The organism is Pantoea sp. X-Soil-OKNW-713 (assembly GCF_059730685.1).
The window spans coordinates 159014-178971 of sequence record NZ_AP035995.1 but is presented as its reverse complement, the minus strand read 5'-3'; the positions used below and the strand labels follow the sequence as shown (position 1 = coordinate 178971).

Here is a 19958-nt window from a genome sequence, read left to right as displayed (position 1 = left end):
CTTATGACGATGGCGGGGCCAGCTCACTGCTGCTGGCGTTGCCGTCGTTTTTGACATCATCCGGGCTGGCTGGAGTGGTCGGTGTCTCTGGTGGAGTCATCACCTTATCCCAGCTTTCCTGCAACATTTTCACATTGGTTTCCGCTTCACCTTCCGGCTGGATCAACACCATCGTCAGTTCCTGGGTCAATTGCTGACGCAGTTCCTGATTAAGCTGATCACGCGTTAACCCGCCCAGAAATGACTGGCGCAGTTTTTGATATTGCTCCGGAGCGATATCCACCACCGCATTTTGCTGTGAACGCAGACGCTGCCCCATCAAAATATCGGTGTCGGTACGTGCGTAGGTGGTGAACAACTTATTCAGCTCCAGCAGCTTTTGCGCCATCAGAGCGTCAAACTCATCCTGCGGCAACCCTTTATCACGCACCGCCGCCAGCTCTTTTGCCACCAGATTCATATTCTGGGGCAGCGAAGCGTTAGGGCTGTCCATATTGATGGCGCACTGGGCGCGTTGATACAGCACACGACAGTCGAAGCCCACCTGAACGCTCTGCGCTTTGCTGTCGGCCAGGGCACGCTGTACATGCCAGAACAAGGCTTCACGCGCCAGATCGCTCTGCCAGTAACGCTCCAGGTTCTGCGAATCGCGAATCGGTTGCCACGGGCTGTCCCACACCAACGACAGACGATCCTGATTTATCGCTCCATTGACCAGGTTCACCGGTTGATGCGGCAACGGCGACAGCGTCGGCATTGCCGCTGGCGATGCCCGTTTACCTTGTAGCGGCGCAAAGGCTTTGTTGATCTGCTCCGCCAGACTGCGGCTGTCAACATTGCCGACCACATATAAGGTCATGGCGTCTGGTGTGTACCACTGCTGATAAAAATTCTTCAGCTGTGCGATATCGACTGGCGCGCGTGGTTGTTCGCCAGGATCGTGCGCCAGCAGCGTTGAGCCTTTCAGGCGATAGCGCCACCAGACATCCTGGGTGTTGGGCGGCCAGGTGGCGATTGGATCGGACGCGCTCAGCGCGGTCGTCACCACCTGTTCATTCAGTGCCATCTTGCCTGCGGTCGCCGACAGCCAGTTCAGTGCTTCTTTCAGCAGCTCCGGACGGTTATTCGGCAGGCTCAGATTGTATTGGGTGAAATCATATGACGATATGGCAGGCGGCAGCGGACGATGCGGATCCATCGCCTGTTGCCATAAAGCGCGTTGCTGATTGGTATCGAGCGCGGTGTTATGCACCAACGCCAGACGCGGTAACAAATGGCTGAAGCCGGTTTGTTGTGCACTCTCCACCAGCGAACCGGTGTTAACGATCAGGCGCAGCTCTATGCGGTCACTGGGACGCTGCGGCGTTGTCAGCAATTGCCAGCTAAAACCATTGTCCAGTTTGCCTTCCTGCCAGGCGGGATCGGGCTGGAGTGTTTCGGCATGCACGCCAAAACCGGATGCTGCCAACAGCAATCCGCCAACCAAAAGCCGAATTCTGGTGCCCTGCATGTGAACCCCTATCAAACAGATCAACACTCGTTATCACGGCGCGTGCGGTCGCTCAGAGGCTGACCGATGCGGCAGTTTGCCGCCACGTTTATTCTTCAACTGACTCTTTGACCACAAGATGGCCGGGATGTCGCGCAACGAGGTGAAAAACCGGGAAAAAAATCAATGGGGTTTATTATGCAAATGCCCGCTGTGAGGGCAAGTCACAGCGGGCATTTCCCGGAAAATTAACGCAATTGTCGCTTTACAGCGAAGATTCCGGTGCGTTTTTCACCTTTTTCGCTGAAGAAAGCGTCTCATTCAACTGGCGCTCGTCCAACTGACCGACCCACTTCGCCACCACCACGGTCGCCACACCATTACCGACCAGGTTAGTCAGGGCGCGCGCTTCGGACATAAAGCGGTCAATCCCCAGAATCAGCGCCAGTCCGGCCACCGGCAGATGTCCCACCGCTGACAAGGTTGCCGCCAGCACGATAAAGCCACTGCCGGTCACACCCGCCGCACCTTTCGACGACAGCAGCAGCACCACCAACAACGTGATCTGATGGATGACGTCCATATGCGCATTGGTTGCCTGCGCAATAAATACGGCGGCCATCGTCAGGTAAATGGAGGTACCGTCAAGGTTGAACGAGTAACCGGTCGGGATCACCAGACCTACTACCGATTTCTTACAGCCAAGCCGTTCCATCTTGTCCAGCATACGCGGCAACGCAGATTCCGAAGAGGACGTGCCCAGCACGATCAGCAGTTCTTCTTTGATATACGCCACGAATTTAAAGATGTTGAAACCTGCCACGCGGGCAATCAGGCCGAGCACCACCACCACGAACAGGATACAGGTGATATAGAAACAAATAATCAACTGACCGAGTTGTACCAGCGAACCGACACCGTATTTACCAATGGTGAACGCCATCGCACCAAATGCGCCAATCGGGGCCAGACGCATAATCATATTGATGATGCCAAAGATAACTTTCGAGAAGCTTTCAATCACGTTGAAAATCAACGTGCCTTTGTCACCCAAACGATGCAGGGCAAAACCAAACAGAATCGCGAACAGCAGCACCTGCAAGATGTTGCCGCTGGCAAAGGCACCAATCACGCTATTGGGGATCACATCCAGCAGGAAGGCAACCACGCCCTGCTGTTCCGCCTGCTGTGCATACATGGCAACCGCTTTCGCATCCAGCGTGGCGGGGTCAATGTTCATGCCCGCGCCAGGTTGAATCACGTTGACCACAATCAGGCCAATAATCAGCGCGATGGTGCTGACAATTTCGAAATAGAGCAGCGCCACTGCGCCAGTCCGCCCAACTGCTTTCATGCTCTCCATGCCGGCAATACCGGTCACCACCGTACAAAAAATCACGGGGGCGATGATCATCTTGATCAGCTTGACGAAGCCATCTCCGAGCGGCTTCATCTGCGCGCCTAACTCAGGATAAAAATGGCCTAACAGAACGCCGATGCCAATGGCAACCAGCACCTGAAAGTAGAGGCTTTTAAACAGCGAGGTTTTCATAACAGGTGTCCAGTGAAGACGGATTTATCCGTCATTTATTTAATTTAATGATGTCATGCCATGTAGCGGGTCCGGGAAAGGCCCTGCCGACGTTGAGGAAAATAACATCCGGTTAACGCGATTAATATAGGCTTACATTCCTTACAAAAGTTACAAAACTCTAACTATGAACTGAAACGCTTCAGCAAGCGAGAGTTATGTAAATTCACAAGGAAAATCAATAAATCAGGTGATTATTTGGTGGGTGATAGCTTGTCAAGCCAGCGTTGATTGAAGATGTTGAGCGGCAGTGCTTCAGCATACAGATAGCCCTGACCGATGGTAATACCGCGTGCCAACAGCCAGTCGCGCTGCTCGGCCGTTTCCACGCCTTCAGCAATAACATCCAGATGGATGATATCGGCGATGGCAGCCACGATACGCACCATAGTGTCATCATCCGGCAGCGCAGCAACAAAGCTGCGATCCATCTTTAACTTGTTGACCGGCAATGCTTTAAACTGATGCAGATAGTTCAGATTGGAGTAACCCATGCCGAAATCATCCAGTGCCACAGCGACACCCGTTTGCTGCAACATGCGCAGCAGCGCTATCGCCTGCTCGGCATCGCCAATCTTGGCAGTTTCGGTGATTTCCAGCACAAAGTTACCCGGCGTAATACGATGACGTTCCAGCAAACCCTGCAAATGCGTCACCACGCTGGCATCCCGTAGCTGAACCGCCGAGATATTCACGCTCAACGGGATGTTAATTCCCTGCTTCTGCCAGGCGGCGATAATGCGACACGCTTCTTCGAACACCCAGCGGCCAATCGAAGCAATCACGCCAATCTCTTCCGCGCTGGCAATAAACTCTTCCGACAATCCCCAACTACCATCCGGCTGACGCATGCGCAGCAAGGCTTCCGCTCCCGCCAGCTCGCCGGTGGCCATATTGATTTGTGGTTGCAGATAGAGCGCGAACTCCTCATCCTGCAACCCCTGCAAAATGTCGTGTTCCTGGGTTAAGCGCTTTTGCGCCCGCTCGGTCAGTGCCGGATCGAAAAACAGGATCTGATTTTTACCCTGATGACGTGCCGACATCATCGCTGAAGTCGCACGATCAAGCTGCTCGCTGGCGGAAATTGGGGTGTCGTCATGCAGCGCCAGACCCATGCTGGCGTTGGGACGTAACTGAAGTTGTTGCAGATTGACCGGCTGATTGATGCGCAACATCAGGTTGCGCGCCAGGCGCATCGCCCGGAACGGGTTGTGCGCACGCTTCAGCAGCAACGCAAAGTCACTCGGTCCGGTTTGCGCCAGCAGCGTATGATCGTCAATCGTGCTGCGAATTTTCTCCACCAACGTCAGCATCAGGGTATCGCGCTGATCGTCACTCAGTACCCCGTTGGCTTCCTGCAACGTATCAATGCGAATCACCATCACCCCCCAGGGATCAGGGCGATGCCGGTGATGGATATGTTGATCAAGCAGAGCCAGAAACAACGTACGATTTGGCAAATCAGTAACAGCAAAATGGGTGGTCAGTCGGCTCATCTCATCATGAATTGACTCCAGCACCTGCTGATTACGGTTATAGCTGCGGATCAACATGCCAATTTCATCATCGCGATGATTTTCCGGCAGCGTGAGTTTATGCGTCAGAATGGCCTGCGGTGGCAATTCCTGCAAATCACGCGAGATATTACGTAGCGGATGGACCACCAGCCGGTTAATACACCAGCTAATCGACACCGACAAAATCAGCGCCAGCAATAAATAGGTGGTAATCATGGTTGAAAGCGTACTCAGGATAAACTGATACACCCTTGATGAATCCGCCTGAAGGACCAGATAAGCAATCGGTTTTGGCAGCCCGGTTCGCTCAACAGAATAAAGCGGTAAGGTAATTTGCACCGGTAGCTCAAATAAACGCGCCACCAGCACCGGCACCGGCTTCTCTACCTCAAAATCGGCATGCAGTGCCTGGAATGCATTGGGTAACACCACATCCGCACGCGACAAAATACCGGCGGGCTTGAGGGTGTTAAGGATATGTTCTGCCTGAGGAATATCGGCTTTCAGGACCGCTTCAGACAGCGGCTGACGCACGGTATGCGCCACATTTTCCATTTGTTGGGCGTAGTCAATCCTGCGCTGCTGCACAAAATGAAATAACTGAATGACGATAAAAATACAGATGGTAACTAACGCCACGGTGGAGACTGTGGCCATCTGCTTTATCGTTAAGGAACGACTGACGCGCAACAAAATCTCTCCTGGCAACTCTAAGCCGTGTTATCAGACAGGAAAATGCGCAGCAAGTATATCCCAGATCACGGTTTTTTTTCGCCGGGAGAAAGTCGCAAAATCGGGGTTCGCGTGGTATCAAACGACGTTATTCGGATAAATACACATCCGTAGCGACGCGATTTATCGCGTGGGTTTTGCTTCACGCGACCAAAACATTGCGCGATAAATCGCGTCGCTACGGCGTCAGGCCATTGTTTACTGCGGATACGCCACCCAATCACCGCCGTTCAGGCGAATCCACGGCTTGCCCTGATACATCATCACCACCGCGTTATCATTCTCCGACACCACTGGCGTTTGCGGCAGATTATCGGTCAACGCGGACATATTCACATTCGGCGCGTTGAACACCTGGCCATCCACCACGCGGGAAATGATCTCGGAAAGCGCCAGCATGCTGGTCGGGGTATTAATTGTCAGTGGCTGGCCCTGATGCGGTGCCTTCATACCGATAAAGCTGATGCCCACCGGCACATGGGTAATCGACGGACTGGGGATATCGCGCAGACCTGACATCTGCATCTTATCGCCCTGCAATGCCGCACCATGCTCCGGCACCACCACCACCATCACGCGCCGGCCCGATTTCTCCAGATTGGTCAGGAAAGTATCGAGCTGGTCAAACAGCATTTTAGCGCGCGGTTGCCAGGCGGCCGTGCGCGTACTGCCCAGTTCACGGACGCCATCATGCAACGGAATCAGGTTATAGAAAGTGGCGCTGCGTGCATCGTTACTTTTGCTGCGGTCATCCAGCCAGCGCTGCAATAGCTGACCATCGTTGTAGATGGGCGAGCTGTCAAACGAGGTCAGTTCTGGCGCGATACCCGCCTGCGACATTAACGGAGCCTGGATATTCCCGTCCTCGCGCATCTCTTTCAGATAGTTGCCGAAGACACCGTTGTGATCCATCACCAGCTCCTGCTTAAAGCCCAGCTTCGCAAGATTATCAAACAGATAGCATCGCTGATCGGCGGGTTTATACAGATCGCTGTGCGAGGTCTGCCCGCAGCTGGCACGCAACAGGCGAATCCCTGCCGGGCCACTGTAACCGGTGGCCGAATTGTAGTTATCCAGCATGATATCGAAGTGGTGCCACAACGGATGATTCCGCAGCTGCGCCACATCCAGATCCGACCAGGACAGCGAACAAATATTCAGCACCAGAATATCGAACGGCTGCGAATCGCCGGGCAGGCTATCCGGGAAATGGGTTACGCGCTGCCGCTCGCTGTCATAAAAACGGTTAAGCCACGCGGTGAGGTTGGCACTGGTGGGTGCAGCAGATTGATCGAGCGCATCGGGCGTTTTACCGGCCACAGCCGGTTGATCATTCAACACCACTTCCGGCGTCGCAGCTTTGCCCGGCAGCAAATTAAAGGATGGCCCGGCAATGGTAACGATGTTCAGCCAAATCAACAGCAGCGACACCAGCACCGTAATGCGAATCCATTGCGCGACAAACAGATACAGCACCAACAGCACAAAGGCGGCGCCGATCATCTCCCAGTTGATAAAGCGATCGAGCAGGTCCAACAGGTAAGCGGTCGAAAACCCCGCAACCTGGTCGCCCTGACTGAGAATCGAGCTAAGGCCAGGCAGCCAGGTGTCGTGCCAGAACAGACCAAAGCCAATCGGCAGTGACACCCAGTTACGCAGCCGATGCCAGCGCTGCGAGGGTAGCGGGAACAGCAGCCAGGCAAGAAACACCAGATTGCTCAGGGCGTGAAAGTTCAGGTAGCCATACCACAGCAACCCAAACTTCAGCAGAAAATAGAAGTTCCAGCCGCCAAGGCCACGCCACCAGGAGCCGTGCAGCGACCAGCCGCTTGCCGAAGATTTTTTATCGCTCATTACGGTTTTCTATCCGTTTTCGTCGTATTCCGTTGCCAGACTCCCTCGGACTTCAGCGCACGAGCCGGAAGCAGGCGCATCAGCAGGCTATTGCTACTACGCGGCAGCCAGCGCACCAACAGGGATTTGAGAAATAGCAGAATCAGTAGCAGCAGGATGATGACCTGCACCCAATCCATTAGTGTCATCAGGACTACGCTCCATCAATATTCAGGGTAATCGGCTGAGGAAGCGGTGCCGCGCGTTCATGCGATACCGGGTCTGGCGCAGTTGCGGACAGGGTCACCGGCTCCACCGGCAGATCCTGGTGCGTCACCGGTGTCAGCTGACTGATTTTATTCACTTCCGATACGATTTGGTTGTCTTCGAACCACACCATGCGATTGCTGAACAACTCGTCATGCGGCAGCGAGAAAATGGATTTCAACGCAATGTCCAAATCGTTAAAACGGCATGAGGAGAGGAACAGGTAGAGACGATCATCCAACTGCGTCACCAGGTCACCGAAACGGCGCGGTTTACACAACGTCAGCACCTGTTCCGGCTTCAGCTGCGGCACCGGGCGCAGCGCGACCATCAAACCTTTATCGTTTTCCGGTAACAGCGTGTTTTTCATCAGCTTCTGTACCGCGCCACAAAACGCATTCAATGGCAGAAAACCGCGCTGCTGCAACGGCTGCAAAGCCTGCATCAACGCAGGCAAGTCAGCGGGCACATGACGGGTAAACTGCTGCCCCTGAATCCCTTCCAGCGTGGTAAGGAAGCGCGATAAAGTTGCCGCCGTGGGCACAATCGCATTAATGCCGCAGGCCAGCAGCAGGCGCTCATCGCTGTATCGCAAGCTGGTATTCATCTCGCGTACGACAATCTTCAGCGCGTTACCACGCGAGCGTCGCAGACTATGGACCATTTTTGCCAGGGCGTTGATATCATGGTTATTTGCCAGGCTAAAGATCACCGTCGCGGCGTTGGCCTGTTGCGCGCGCGAGTAAACCCCATCATTGTCGCTAAACAATTGCCACTGCGCGGAAAAAGGTGGAGCGCCTTCCAGCACGCCCTGCTCGGCAAGAAATTGATTCTCATCGTTCAGGCTGAGCGGAATATTTTGTTCCTCTTCGCTGGCAGCAATAAACTGATTTTCGATGTAATTCAGGCGAATCGCGCGATCCGCCAACAGTTGGTCAGCGGAATACCACCAGTTAATGCGATATTGCCAGCTATCCTGTTGATAATCTAAATGAGCGACACCATCAATCTGGCGAAAATAACGCTGGAGATAATTCCGCAGGTTAATTATTGATGTACCAGAAGTTATCATCAGCAGCGTCATGTTTTTTTCAATTAACTGACGACGCATGCGCTTCAGCCAAATCGCCAGTTCTTCCTGCGATAATTTAACCCAATGTGCGGCGTTGCTATAAAATAACACCAGTCCACTTCGCTTATTCATTACGCGCGCAAAATCCCCTTGCAACTGTTGCAAGGAAAGTTTATTGGCCGGCAACGAAAATAAAGGAATACGCGCCGGGCCACCGGGCGGATCGGGCGTCAGCAATGCCTGCGGTTTTTCGTCTGAGCTGATCAGCGTGGCTGCCTGTTGCTGGCTTATCACCTGACGCAGAAACGATCGCGCATCCTCCTGCCGCTGGCAGGTGATCCAGTAAAGTCCGGGCGTTTGCAGTGTAATTAATTCCTGTTGAACCTGTTGCAGGCCGAGCGCATAGTGATTTTTCATATTAGATTCGCGATCTGTACAATCCAGGCTAGTTTATTATAGACGGCGACGATTGGAACTGCTGAAATAAAAAAACGTTGAACTAACTCAAAACGCATTGATCTGTGCGGGTGTTTATCGTTTTCGCCAACGTTAAACTTATATCAATAAATATAATCGTAACTCTTCGATTGTCGTTTTTAGCTGGCAAAAAAGTAATGAAAACAGAAAATGCCTTTTCGCTGGTATCGCGAACCCGTGAAGAACAGGATGACATTAATACCTTAAGTGAGGCCTTTTCATTGCAGGCGTTTCACTACATTGATATTGCCCGGGAAGAGCGCCTGAATACCCTTTTGTCGCACTGGCCGCTTTTGCAGGAATTATCCGCCACTCAGGAGTCTGAACACTAATGCCGGTGATTGCTCTTCAGGGACTGCGCGGCGGCTGTGGCGCCACTGCGCTCTGCGCGGCGCTTGGCTGGGCGCTGAACGCGCTACAGGAATCGGTGCTGGTGCTCGATCTTTCTCCTGCGAATCAACTGGCTACCCACTTCAACTTGCCAGTGAATCATGACGCCGGATGGATGCCCGCTCTGCTCAATCAGCAGCCCTGGCAACAGACTGCACAGCGCTACCGCCCGGGGTTAGATTTCTTACCTTTTGGCGCAACAACCCATCAGCAGGCATTAAGTATTCGCAGCTTCGACGAAAAATTTGCTGAACCGTTGCTTAATGCTTTCGCTACGCTCAAATCTCAGTACCGCTGGTTGTTGTTGGATTTACCGGCAGACGTGTCTCCCTGGCACCTGCCGTTCCTGCACAGCGCAGACCAGGTTCTTCAGATACTCACCCCTGATGCCAACTGTCAGCTGCGTCTGCATCACCCGCGTTTTCTGCCGCACACGTTGTTTTTGATCAACCAGTTCAATGCTAACAGCAAGCTACAGCAGGATTTGCATCAACTGTGGATTAGCTCACTGCGCAACCTGATTCCGCAGGTCATTCATCGCGATGAAGCGCTGGCGGAAGCGCTGATGATGAAACAACCGCTGGCTGAATATCGCCCGCACGCGCTTGCCAGTGAAGAGGTCAACACCCTGGCAAACTGGCTGTTGCTCAATGTGGCCGGGGCAGGCAAATGAATCCGCTACGCTGGCTGCTCATTCCGCAGGCATGGCAGGCGTTGCAACAACGCGCACGCCAGGCGCGTCGCCATGGCACACCCTGGCCGACCATCATCCTGCATTTGATGTGGTGCATCCTTGCCTGGTCACTGCTGCGACTGGAGACGCCGGGTTGGCAGCGCATCCTGCAACAACGTCATCGCTACTTCCCGCAAATCTCCCTGCAACGCCCGCGTCCGCTCGATGTGCTGCGCTATGCGCTGCAAAGCCTGTGGCTGTTGCTGGTCTTGCCGCTCGACGATAGCGAACGCAGCGAGCGTAAACGCTTCAATAACGCCTTTAAGCCGCTGTTCCGTTGGCGTCAACAACTCTATCAATGGTTGGGCGCGCTGCCATTGCAGTTGAAAAAACGTGGCGTCATCCGACGCAGCGAACAGCGTCTGCAACGGTTGCCACCACGCGCACGCCAGTTGTTGTTTATCACCGTCGCCATTGCTGCCAGCCTGCTGGCGTTGCTGTGTATCTCACAACCCTTCGGCATCATGACGCAGTTTGTCTTCGTGCTACTGCTGTGGGGGCTGGCGATGCTGGTTCGCCGCGTACCGGGGCGGCTCTCTACCATCATGCTGATCGTGCTGTCGCTCACCGTCTCCTGCCGCTATTTGTGGTGGCGCTACACCGAAACCCTCAACTGGGACGATCCGATTAGCCTCGCCTTCGGCTTGCTGCTGATTGGCGCGGAAACCTATTCGTGGACGGTGCTGGTGCTGGGCTATTTCCAGACGCTGTGGCCGCTCAACCGCCATCCACTGTCGATGCCAGAGGAGATCACCGTCTGGCCGAGTGTGGATATTCTGGTGCCCACTTATAACGAACCGCTCAGCGTGGTGAAACCGACCATCTACGCCGCAATGGGTATCGACTGGCCGCGCGATAAGCTGAATATCTATATTCTCGATGACGGCACACGCGACGAGTTCCGCGAGTTTGCCGCCAGTGTCGGGGTGCAGTATGTGGTACGTCCCACGCATGAACACGCCAAAGCGGGCAATATCAACCATGCGCTGAAAACCCGTTGCCAGAGCGAATATGTGGCGATTTTCGACTGCGACCATGTGCCGACGCGTTCGTTTCTGCAAATGACGATGGGCTGGTTCCTGAAAGATAAACAGCTGGCGATGTTGCAGACGCCGCATCACTTCTTCTCGCCAGATCCCTTCGAGCGCAACCTCGGCCGCTTCCGCCAGACGCCAAATGAAGGCTCACTGTTTTACGGCCTGGTACAGGATGGCAATGACACCTGGGATGCGGCGTTTTTCTGCGGCTCCTGTGCCGTTCTGCGCCGCAATGCGCTGGATGAGATTGGCGGCATTGCGGTCGAAACCGTGACGGAAGATGCGCACACCTCATTGCGTCTGCATCGTCGCGGCTATACCTCGGCCTATATCCGCATTCCACAGGCGGCCGGTCTGGCTACTGAAAGTCTGTCGGCGCATATCGGTCAGCGCATCCGCTGGGCGCGCGGCATGGTACAGATTTTCCGACTGGATAACCCGCTGTTTGGCAAAGGCTTAAAACTGGTGCAGCGCCTGTGTTATGCCAACGCCATGCTGCATTTCCTCGCGGGGATTCCACGGCTGATTTTCCTGCTGGCACCGCTGGCATTCCTGCTGTGCCACGCCTACATCATCTATGCCCCGGCACTGGCGATCGCCATTTATGTGTTACCCCATATGCTGCACACCAGCCTGACCAACTCACGCATTCAGGGCCGCTGGCGTCACTCCTTCTGGAGTGAAGTGTATGAAACGGTGCTGGCCTGGTACATCGCCCGCCCGACTACGGTAGCGCTGTTCAATCCGCACAAAGGCAAATTCAACGTGACCGCTAAGGGTGGCCTGGTCGAGAAACGCCATCTCGACTGGGTGATCACCAAACCCTATATGTTCCTGGTGCTGCTGAATCTGGCGGGGATTGTGATGGCCTTCTGGCGCATGGCTTACGGCCCATCCAATGAAATCCTGACCATCTGGGTCAGTCTGATTTGGGTGATCTACAACATGGTCATCCTCGGTGGTGCCGTGGCGGTGTCGGTAGAGGCCCGGCAGATTCGCGAAGCGCACCGTGTCGAGATCGCCATGCCTGCCGCCATTGCACGCGAAGATGGTCATATGGTGCCCTGCACGCTGCGCGACTACTCGGACGGTGGCGTCGGTGTTGAGCTGCGCGAAGCAGATGCGTTGCAAGAGGATGAACCGGTGTGGCTGCTGCTGCGCCGTGGTCAGCAGGAGTTCAGTTTCCCCTGCCAGGTACAACGCGTCTTTGGCCGCCGCGCCGGTATCCGCCTGCATCAGCTATCCACTGAACAACACATTGAATTTATTCAGTGTACCTTTGCCCGCGCCGATACCTGGGCGCTGTGGCAGGACGGTTTCCCGGAAGACAAACCGGTACAAAGCCTCGCCGACATTATGGTACTGGGCTTTAAAGGCTACCTGCGTCTGGCGGAGTACGGCCCAACGCCGCTGCGTCGTTTATTCAGCCTGCTCACCACGCTGGTGCACTGGCTGGCCTCACTGCTGCCACAACAACCTGGCCGCGTGAAAATAGAAAACACTCATTAAGTTGATGATATGACCATGACGAAAAAACTGAGTTGGTTCACCGCCCTGCTCCTGAGCACCGCCACACTGGCTCAGGCTGCCCCGCAACCAGCTGCTCCGATTGCGCCCCAGGCGGCGGCACAAAGCCCTCTGCCAGTGGTGAGCGACCAGACACTGCCTGGTGCACCGCTGCGCGACAGCCAACTGCTGTTCAACCTGTTCGCGCCGCCACCGGGTAGCATGACGTTGCGCGGCACCGGGCCGACCGGTCAGATTGAGTTTGGCGTGCGCAGTGATGAGGTGGTGACGCGTGCGCTGCTCACTCTCAACTATCGTCCGTCACCAGCGTTAATCCCGACGCTGTCGCAACTCAAGGTGTATCTCAACGATGAACTGGTCAGCCTGATCACCATCACCGCCGATCAGCTCGGCAAAGAGAATCAGACCCAACTGGCGATTGATCCGCGCTTTATCACTGACTTCAACCGCGTGCGGCTGGAGCTGGTTGGCCATTACGCCAACGTGTGTGAAAACCCGGCCAACAGCACCATCTGGCTGGATATCGGCAAGGAGAGCAAGCTCGACCTGACGCTGCAAAAACTGCCGCTGAAAAACGATCTGTCACACTTCCCGGAGCCTTTCTTCGACAGCCGCGACAGCCGACCGCTGCAACTGCCAATGGTGTTCAGCGCCGCACCTGACCTGCAACAACAACGTGCCGCCGCGATTCTCGCCTCGTATTTTGGCAGCAAGGCGCAGTGGCGCGGCCAGACCTTCCCGGTGCTGTATAACCAACTGCCAAAAGAACAACACGCGGTGGTATTCGCCACTAACGATCAGCGTCCTGATTTCCTGAAGGAGATGCCGCCGGTGCAAAAGCCGACGGTAATGATGGTCAGCCAGCCGGAGAATCCGTATGAGAAGATGCTGCTGATTCTCGGTCGCGACGACAAAGATTTGCTGACCGCCGTCGAAGGCATTGCCCAGGGCGAGCTGCTGCTGCGCGGTGATACCTCAACGGTGGATGACGTCAAATTACTGGCTCCGCGTAAAGCCTATGACGCGCCGAACTGGGTACGCACCGACCGCCGCACCACCTTTGCCGAGCTGACTCAGTACCAAAACCAACTGCAATCCGACGGCCTGCAACCCAACCCGATCGCGCTGACGCTCAACCTGCCGCCGGATCTGTTCCTGGTACGTGCTCGCGGCATCGATATGGACCTGATTTATCGCTACACCTCGCCGATGCAGCAGGATGGATCGCGCCTGGCGGTACACCTGAATAACCAGTTTATGCAGGACTATCCGTTGATGCCGAAGGACACCGGTGGCAAGCAACTGCTGCATATCCCGCTGATTCAGGGCTTGCAGGACAGCAGCCGCCAGCTGACCATTCCGGCGCTGCGCCTCGGCGTGGTCAACCAACTGCGTTTTGACTTTGATTACGCCAACACCTTTATTGGCGGTACTGCCGATGGCCGTTGCGAAACCGTCACCGCCGTCGGCCATCATGTGGTGATTGACGATCACTCCAGCATCGATTTCTCCGGCTATCGCCACTACATCGAAATGCCATCGCTGGCCGCGTACGCCAACGCCGGTTTCCCTTATAGCCGCTACGCCGACATGGCGCAGTCGCTGGTGCTGGTACAACCAAAACCAGGCAGTAACGAAGTGACCACCTTGCTGAATGCGCTGGGCAGCATCGGTGCGCAAACTGGCTATCCGGCGTTGCGTGTGCAAATGAGCGACGACTGGAGCAAAGCCAAAAGCAGCGACGCCGATCTGCTGATGATCGGCAGCATCCCGGCCGATCTCCAGGATGACCGCAAGATCAATGCGCTGGTTGAGGCGGCCCGTAGCTGGATCAACATGCCAGCACGCCCCATCGCCGCACCTAACGTCCCGGTTTCTGCCAGCGATCGCGCTGTCGAAAGCCAGACCACCATCAGTTCACGCGGCCCGCTGGGCGTGATTGTCGGCTTCCAGTCGCCGTTCTTTGATCAACGTAGCGTGGTCGCCCTGCTGGCCGACAGCCCGCGTGGTTGGGATCTGCTCAACAACGCGATGCAGGATAGCGGCAAACGCGCGGCGATTTTCGGTTCGGCTTCGATCATCCGCGAGTCTGGTGTCTACAGCCTGCGGGTTGGCGATACCTATTTCGTCGGTCATCTGCCGTGGTGGGAGCGTCTGTGGAATATGCTGGCAACGCATCCGGTCTGGCTGGCGCTGTGCGCTGTGGTGGTAGTGCTGCTGTTTGCCCTGATGGCATGGCGTCTGATGCGTATGGTGAGCCGCCGTCGTCTGGCAGAAGAATACGACGATGAATAAATCGCGCGCGCTGCGGTTCGGGCTGCTGCTCAGCACCACGCTGGGGATGCTGGCGGGCGCGGTCGCCGCGCCCGCCGGTCCACAGGTTTCGCCGGTCGAATGGCTACTGATGCAGATCCGCACCGGCGAATCGACCAACAAGTATGACCTGGTGCAGCAATCGCTCTACCGGCTGGAAAAAATCGATCCTGACAACCCGCAGGTGCTGGCGGCGCAAATCCGCATGGCGCTGCGTCAGGGCAATCTGGCGAAGGCACAAACGTTACTGGATGAACTGAAACGTGTGGCACCGCAATCCGCCGCCGCCCATGAATCCGAAGCCGGTATGAAGCTGATGTCAGCCGAAGGCCGTCAGCAGTTGCAACAAGCCCGACTGCTGGCGGCAGCGGGTCACATAGCGGAAGCGAAAGACGCGTGGGACGCGCTGTTTCACGGCGTGTTCCCGGATGTGAACACCGAACTGGAATACTGGCAACTGGTGGCGCGTCTGCCCGGTCAGCAGCAGACGGCCTGGCGCCAATTACAGGCGCTGGAACAACGCTACCCCGGTAATATCGGCGTGGAGCTACAACTGGCGCGCATGGCCTTTGATAACAATCAGCCAGCCGCAGCGCTAACGCAACTGCGCAACCTCGCCAGGCGCGATGGTGGCCGCGATGCCGCTTCAGAACTCTGGCTACAGCAGATCCAGAATCAGCTAGTCAGCGACCAGAGTGTCGCCAGCCTGCAACAATATCTCACCGTATTTACCTCTGGCGATGCACAACAGCGTGGACAGGAGGAGCTGGCGCGGCAGCAAAAACTGCTGGCCGATCCAGCCTGGCGTCAGCGCATGCGCGGTCTGGCGCTGGTTGATGCCGGGGGCGGCGCAGGGGCGATTGCCTCCCTCAGCGCGGCGCTAAAAGCCACGCCTGATGATGCCGAACTGATGGGGGCGATGGGCCAGGCCCAGGCGCGCGCCAACAACCGTGCTGCGGCCATTATGTGGTTAGAAAAAGCCATCAAACACGGTCAGGCCAGCACCCAGGTGGGGAAATGGCAGTCGTTGCTGCAAACCAACCGTTACTGGCTGGCCATCAACAACGGTGATAACGCGCTGAAAAAAGGCGATCTCAATGGGGCGGAACGTCAGTATCGCAACGCCCAGGTGATTGATAACAGCGACAGCTGGGCGCTGATCGGACTCGGCGATGTGGCGCAGGCGCGCCATAACGAAGCCCAGGCCGAACGCTACTGGCAACTGGCGCTGCGCATTGATCGTGGTAACACCACGGCGGTGCGCCGCCTGGCAGGTTTATACCAGCAACAATCCCCGGCGCGGGCGATGGCGTTTATCAACGCCCTGCCCGCCGCCCAGCAACGCGGATTAGCCGACACGCTGCGTACTCTGCGTAGCGATAGCCTGCGCGCCGAAGCTGATGCGTTAGCGGAACAGGGGCAGTGGCATCAGGCGGTGGTGAAATATCGTCAGGCGGCCCAGGATACTCCCAACGATATCTGGCTGTCGTACCGGCTGGCCGGGGCGCTACGCAACAGTGGCGAAGCCACGCAGGGGCGCACGGTAATGGAAGCGATGGTGCACCAGCACCCGCAGGATCCGAGTGCGTTGTATGCCTGGGCGCTGTGGCTGTCTTCCGGCGATGAGGATGACGCGGCGCTGGCGGCGCTCAATCGCCTGCCGCAGGCGCGCTGGGATGACAACATGCATGAACTGGCCGATCGGCTGAATCAGCAAAAAGTCTTTGCCCGCGCCAATGCGCTACGCGATGGCGGCAATGAAGCGGCAGCGATCGCGTTGTTAAAACAACAACCCACCTCTTCACGCCGTGATATCACGCTGGCCGACTGGGCACTGGAGCGCGGCGATGCACGCACAGCGCTGGCGGGTTACCAGCAGGTGCTGCACCAGGATGCGCATAATAACGACGCCGCCCTCGGACGTATTGAAGCGTTGATTGCACTGAAACGCCCACAGGAAGCGCGTCAGGCGTTACAAAGCTTGCCGGATAGCGTGGCAGAGGAAAGTATCAACAGCGGTCGTCGGGTGGCGCTTGCCTGGCAAAACAGCGGCGACAACCTGCGGGCGCAGCGGCTATTTAACACGTTAAAAACCCGCGCCGCCCAGGAAGCGCCATCACAAAGCAAAGCGTTGGTGTATCGCGATGCCGCTCGGCTGGAAACCCAGTTACGCCAGCCCGCACTGGCGCAGCAGGATTACCGGCTGGCGATGGCTGCCAGCGGCATCAGCGCAACCGTGCCAGAGGATAACGACAGCTACACCCGGCTGACCCGTAATCAACCGCAGGATGACTGGCTGAAGCGCGGTATTCGCAGCGATGCCGCCGATCTTTATCGCCAGCAGGACACCACCGTCACGCTGGAACAGGATTACTCGCGCGACAAGGGCACCGGTGGCCGTTCAGATTTTACTGCGCACACCACCATGTTGCAGGCGGAGACGCCACTGGCCGATGGTCGTAGTTTTGTCCGCGTCGATCATGTGCTGGTGTCGGCGGGCACCTTTGCCACCGAAAACAACAATCACAACGATCGCTTCGGTAGTTGTAACGATGCCAATTCCGGCGGCTGTAGCCGTGATTTCACCCAGCGCGATGAAGGTACGGCGATTGGCGTAGGCTGGCATAACGACCGCTGGTCCGGCGATATCGGTACCACGCCGCTCGGCTTTGAAGTCACCAACTGGGTAGGCGGTCTGAGCTGGAAAACCGATGTGGACGATATTGGCGTCACCCTGACGGCCTCCCGTCGCCCGATCTCCAGCTCGCTGCTGGCCTATGCGGGCGCTCGCGACCCCGCCACTAACGGCGGCAAAACCTGGGGCGGCGTGGTCGCCACTGGCGGTTCGCTCGGGTTGAGTTATGACCAGGGTGGCGCGCATGGTGTCTGGGCAGATCTCAGCGCGCATCAACTGACCGGGGAAAATGTCGCAGACAACACCCGCGAACGTATGATGGCGGGTTACTACTACAAGTTGATCAGCGAGGACAACCGCCGCGCCACCGTTGGCCTGAACAGTATGCTGTGGCACTACCAGAAGGATTTAAGCGATTACACCTTCGGTCAGGGTGGCTACTACAGCCCGCAGCAATATCTGTCGTTCTCGGTGCCGGTGACATATCGCCAGCGTACCGAGAACTGGTCATTTGATCTCGGCGGCTCGGTATCCTGGTCGCATTCCAAAACCGATGCGCAGCAGCGTTATCCGGTCAATCCGGGGTTTGAACTGGCGTCGAATCCCTACTCAGACAGCAGTTCTGGCAGCGGCGTGGGTTATACCCTACAGGCGATTGTGGAGCGGCGCGTAACCCCGCATTGGTTTGTTGGGGTGGCGATGGATATTCAGCAGGCGAAAGATTACACCCCAAGCCACGGCTTGCTGTATCTACGCTATTCGATGGCAGGCTGGAACGGTGATATGGATATGCCGCCGCAACCGTTGATTCCGTATGCGGATTTTAAATGATGGTTCCGTCCGCCGGGCAGCAGCGGTCTGGTTCTGAGGGGATTCCGCCCGCCAGGCCAGCAGCGGTCGGGCTACGAGAAGGTTCCGCCCGCCAGGCATTAAGTAGTTTCAGCCGCAACGTGCCGGCGGACGGGCAAAGGTCCGAAGGCGCGGACCTTTGCAATCCGCCCCCTGCGGCGTCCTCGCGCAGCGCATAGCGCTGTGCCCTCGCTTATCACTCAGGCCACACGGCACGCGCGGATTCGCCATCCCTGGCTCATTCCGCTCTCTCGCCGCATGGATGCGGCGAAAGGCGGCGTTGAGCAGGAGCGAATCGACGCCGGTGCGTCGGCAGCGTGAATGAGCGAAGGGACCGCGTAGCGGCGAGGGAGGCTGGCGCGAGGCCCGGGATTGCAAAGGGTGCGGCCAGGCACCCTTTGCTCGGTCGCCGCACCGGCGAACTGAAACTGCATCAGCCTAAGGCGAACGAAACCACCTCAGAGCAAACGAAACGCCCCGCTGAATCAGCGCCTTTCCTGATATGCCATCCAGGTCAGCAACTGCAAACTGGCAGAAAAGTAGTTCTGATCCGGTGCCAGCCGGTCACTGAGATAACCCGTCTCGCTCAGCGTCAAATCCCTAATCGCCAGCAAGCCGCCGTCGAGGTTATAAGGCGCGGGCGTGTTCGCCAGCACATCAAACCACGCCGGGGTGGTTAAGCGCCCATAGGCCTGCCAGACACGCTGGTAGGGCACCAGACGCAGGCTTTGCGGATCGTACCACCAGATATTCAGTGGGATACGAATCGCGTCATAGCTAAAGCGGTTGGAATACCCGACCGCTGGCGCAACCGAGCCATCCGCATTCAGCGCCACCCAATCGAGCGGCAAACCGCTTTTGCCGAAATGCATATCGCCCAGCAGGTCCATGCCATCATCAATCAACTGATTCCAGACGCGCAAATGGCTGTGCTCAGCAAACTCACGCCATGCCGGGAACAGGAAATAGGACGGATTGAGTACGATAAAACTGGTTTTATTGAAACCCTGCACACCCGGCAGCATCACGGTATGCCCGGCATAGGTGATCACGTTGTGCTTCACAATCGCCCGCTGGATACGATCGGACGCCTGCTGGTAACTGGCAGAGGACCACTTCTGCGCCCCACGCTGCAACGCCCAGGCAATCAGGACATCACCATCCGATGCGTTATTTTTGTCAGCGACGGGATCGGTCGCACCCGGGGTATAACGCCAGTAGAACAGATCGTTTTGCGGATTGCGCAGATGGGTCTGCGTCCACTGCCACAACTTATCAAAGGTCGGGCGATCGTCATTGGCTACCGCCAGCAACATGCCGTAGCCCTGGCCTTCGGTGTGGCTGACGTTGTTATTGGCGGTATCGCTGATACGACCATCGTTGCTCATAAAGCGACTTTTAAAGGTACTCCAGCCATCTGCGGCCGCCTGGGCACTAAAAAACATCACCATGAAACAGAGTATCCATTGACGCCAGAACGGCTTAACACTCATCTC

The 19958-nt window shown here is 56.5% G+C and carries 12 protein-coding genes; 5 read left to right on the top strand and 7 right to left on the bottom strand.

What is annotated here, in order from left to right; all coding sequences use genetic code 11:
* Window position 1: 1 nt before the first annotated feature.
* The 6 genes from AC6I8R_RS00790 to bcsE all read right to left on the bottom strand — a co-directional run bounded on the left by AC6I8R_RS00790 (window position 2) and on the right by bcsE (window position 8918).
* Window positions 2-1510: a M16 family metallopeptidase gene (locus AC6I8R_RS00790; protein WP_415175068.1), complete on the bottom strand. Its 1509-nt coding sequence runs from the start codon at window positions 1508-1510 to the stop codon at window positions 2-4.
* A 244-nt stretch (window positions 1511-1754) separates the two neighbouring features.
* Entirely contained in the window at window positions 1755-3041 is a 1287-nt protein-coding gene (locus AC6I8R_RS00785; protein ID WP_208724526.1) for a dicarboxylate/amino acid:cation symporter, read from the bottom strand.
* A gap of 233 nt (window positions 3042-3274) precedes the next feature.
* Window positions 3275-5287, bottom strand: coding sequence for a biofilm formation regulator HmsP (hmsP, locus tag AC6I8R_RS00780; RefSeq protein WP_200864661.1), 2013 nt, complete (start codon window positions 5285-5287; stop codon window positions 3275-3277).
* Window positions 5288-5527: 240 nt separating this feature from the next.
* On the bottom strand, window positions 5528-7183 hold the full coding sequence (gene bcsG / locus AC6I8R_RS00775) for a cellulose biosynthesis protein BcsG (RefSeq protein WP_497831799.1): 1656 nt from the start codon (window positions 7181-7183) through the stop codon (window positions 5528-5530).
* Window positions 7183-7371: a cellulose biosynthesis protein BcsF gene (bcsF, locus tag AC6I8R_RS00770; RefSeq protein ID WP_021183763.1), complete on the bottom strand. Its 189-nt coding sequence runs from the start codon at window positions 7369-7371 to the stop codon at window positions 7183-7185. Before bcsF ends, bcsG begins: the two co-directional genes overlap by 1 nt.
* A 5-nt stretch (window positions 7372-7376) precedes the next feature.
* Entirely contained in the window at window positions 7377-8918 is a 1542-nt protein-coding gene (gene bcsE / locus AC6I8R_RS00765; RefSeq protein WP_497831798.1) for a cellulose biosynthesis protein BcsE, read from the bottom strand.
* Between the two features lie 197 nt (window positions 8919-9115).
* Between bcsE and bcsR the strand changes: the two genes are divergently transcribed.
* From bcsR to bcsC, 5 genes are read left to right on the top strand one after another with little or no spacing between them, the layout of a single operon-like run.
* Window positions 9116-9310 carry a cellulose biosynthesis protein BcsR gene (gene bcsR / locus AC6I8R_RS00760; protein ID WP_021183761.1) on the top strand — a complete coding sequence of 65 codons (195 nt, stop codon included), beginning with the start codon at window positions 9116-9118 and terminating at the stop codon, window positions 9308-9310.
* Complete coding sequence (gene bcsQ / locus AC6I8R_RS00755; protein ID WP_497831797.1) at window positions 9310-10041, top strand: cellulose biosynthesis protein BcsQ; 732 nt, start codon at window positions 9310-9312, stop codon at window positions 10039-10041. Before bcsR ends, bcsQ begins: the two co-directional genes overlap by 1 nt.
* Window positions 10038-12647, top strand: coding sequence for a UDP-forming cellulose synthase catalytic subunit (gene bcsA / locus AC6I8R_RS00750; protein ID WP_497831796.1), 2610 nt, complete (start codon window positions 10038-10040; stop codon window positions 12645-12647). Before bcsQ ends, bcsA begins: the two co-directional genes overlap by 4 nt.
* Before the next feature lie 15 nt (window positions 12648-12662).
* Entirely contained in the window at window positions 12663-14960 is a 2298-nt protein-coding gene (bcsB, locus tag AC6I8R_RS00745) for a cellulose biosynthesis cyclic di-GMP-binding regulatory protein BcsB (RefSeq protein WP_497831795.1), read from the top strand.
* Window positions 14953-18444: a cellulose synthase complex outer membrane protein BcsC gene (gene bcsC / locus AC6I8R_RS00740; protein WP_497831794.1), complete on the top strand. Its 3492-nt coding sequence runs from the start codon at window positions 14953-14955 to the stop codon at window positions 18442-18444. The genes bcsB and bcsC overlap by 8 nt, the downstream gene beginning before the upstream one ends.
* Window positions 18445-18947: 503 nt before the next feature.
* Here the strand turns inward: bcsC and AC6I8R_RS00735 are convergent.
* Complete coding sequence (locus AC6I8R_RS00735) at window positions 18948-19955, bottom strand: family 8 glycosyl hydrolase (protein WP_036625810.1); 1008 nt, start codon at window positions 19953-19955, stop codon at window positions 18948-18950.
* Between the last annotated feature and the right edge of the window lie 3 nt (window positions 19956-19958).

What these genes read in the sequence shown, in the direction of transcription:
- AC6I8R_RS00790 (WP_415175068.1), bottom strand. Translation starts at nt 1,510, where the DNA reads ATGCAGGGCACCAGAATTCGGCTTTTGGTTGGCGGATTGCTGTTGGCA.
- AC6I8R_RS00785 (WP_208724526.1), bottom strand. Translation starts at nt 3,041, where the DNA reads ATGAAAACCTCGCTGTTTAAAAGCCTCTACTTTCAGGTGCTGGTTGCC.
- bcsG (WP_497831799.1), bottom strand. Translation starts at nt 7,183, where the DNA reads ATGAGCGATAAAAAATCTTCGGCAAGCGGCTGGTCGCTGCACGGCTCC.
- bcsF (WP_021183763.1), bottom strand. Translation starts at nt 7,371, where the DNA reads ATGACACTAATGGATTGGGTGCAGGTCATCATCCTGCTGCTACTGATT.
- bcsE (WP_497831798.1), bottom strand. Translation starts at nt 8,918, where the DNA reads ATGAAAAATCACTATGCGCTCGGCCTGCAACAGGTTCAACAGGAATTA.
- bcsR (WP_021183761.1), top strand. Translation starts at nt 9,116, where the DNA reads ATGAAAACAGAAAATGCCTTTTCGCTGGTATCGCGAACCCGTGAAGAA.
- bcsQ (WP_497831797.1), top strand. Translation starts at nt 9,310, where the DNA reads ATGCCGGTGATTGCTCTTCAGGGACTGCGCGGCGGCTGTGGCGCCACT.
- bcsA (WP_497831796.1), top strand. Translation starts at nt 10,038, where the DNA reads ATGAATCCGCTACGCTGGCTGCTCATTCCGCAGGCATGGCAGGCGTTG.
- bcsB (WP_497831795.1), top strand. Translation starts at nt 12,663, where the DNA reads ATGACGAAAAAACTGAGTTGGTTCACCGCCCTGCTCCTGAGCACCGCC.
- bcsC (WP_497831794.1), top strand. Translation starts at nt 14,953, where the DNA reads ATGAATAAATCGCGCGCGCTGCGGTTCGGGCTGCTGCTCAGCACCACG.
- AC6I8R_RS00735 (WP_036625810.1), bottom strand. Translation starts at nt 19,955, where the DNA reads ATGAGTGTTAAGCCGTTCTGGCGTCAATGGATACTCTGTTTCATGGTG.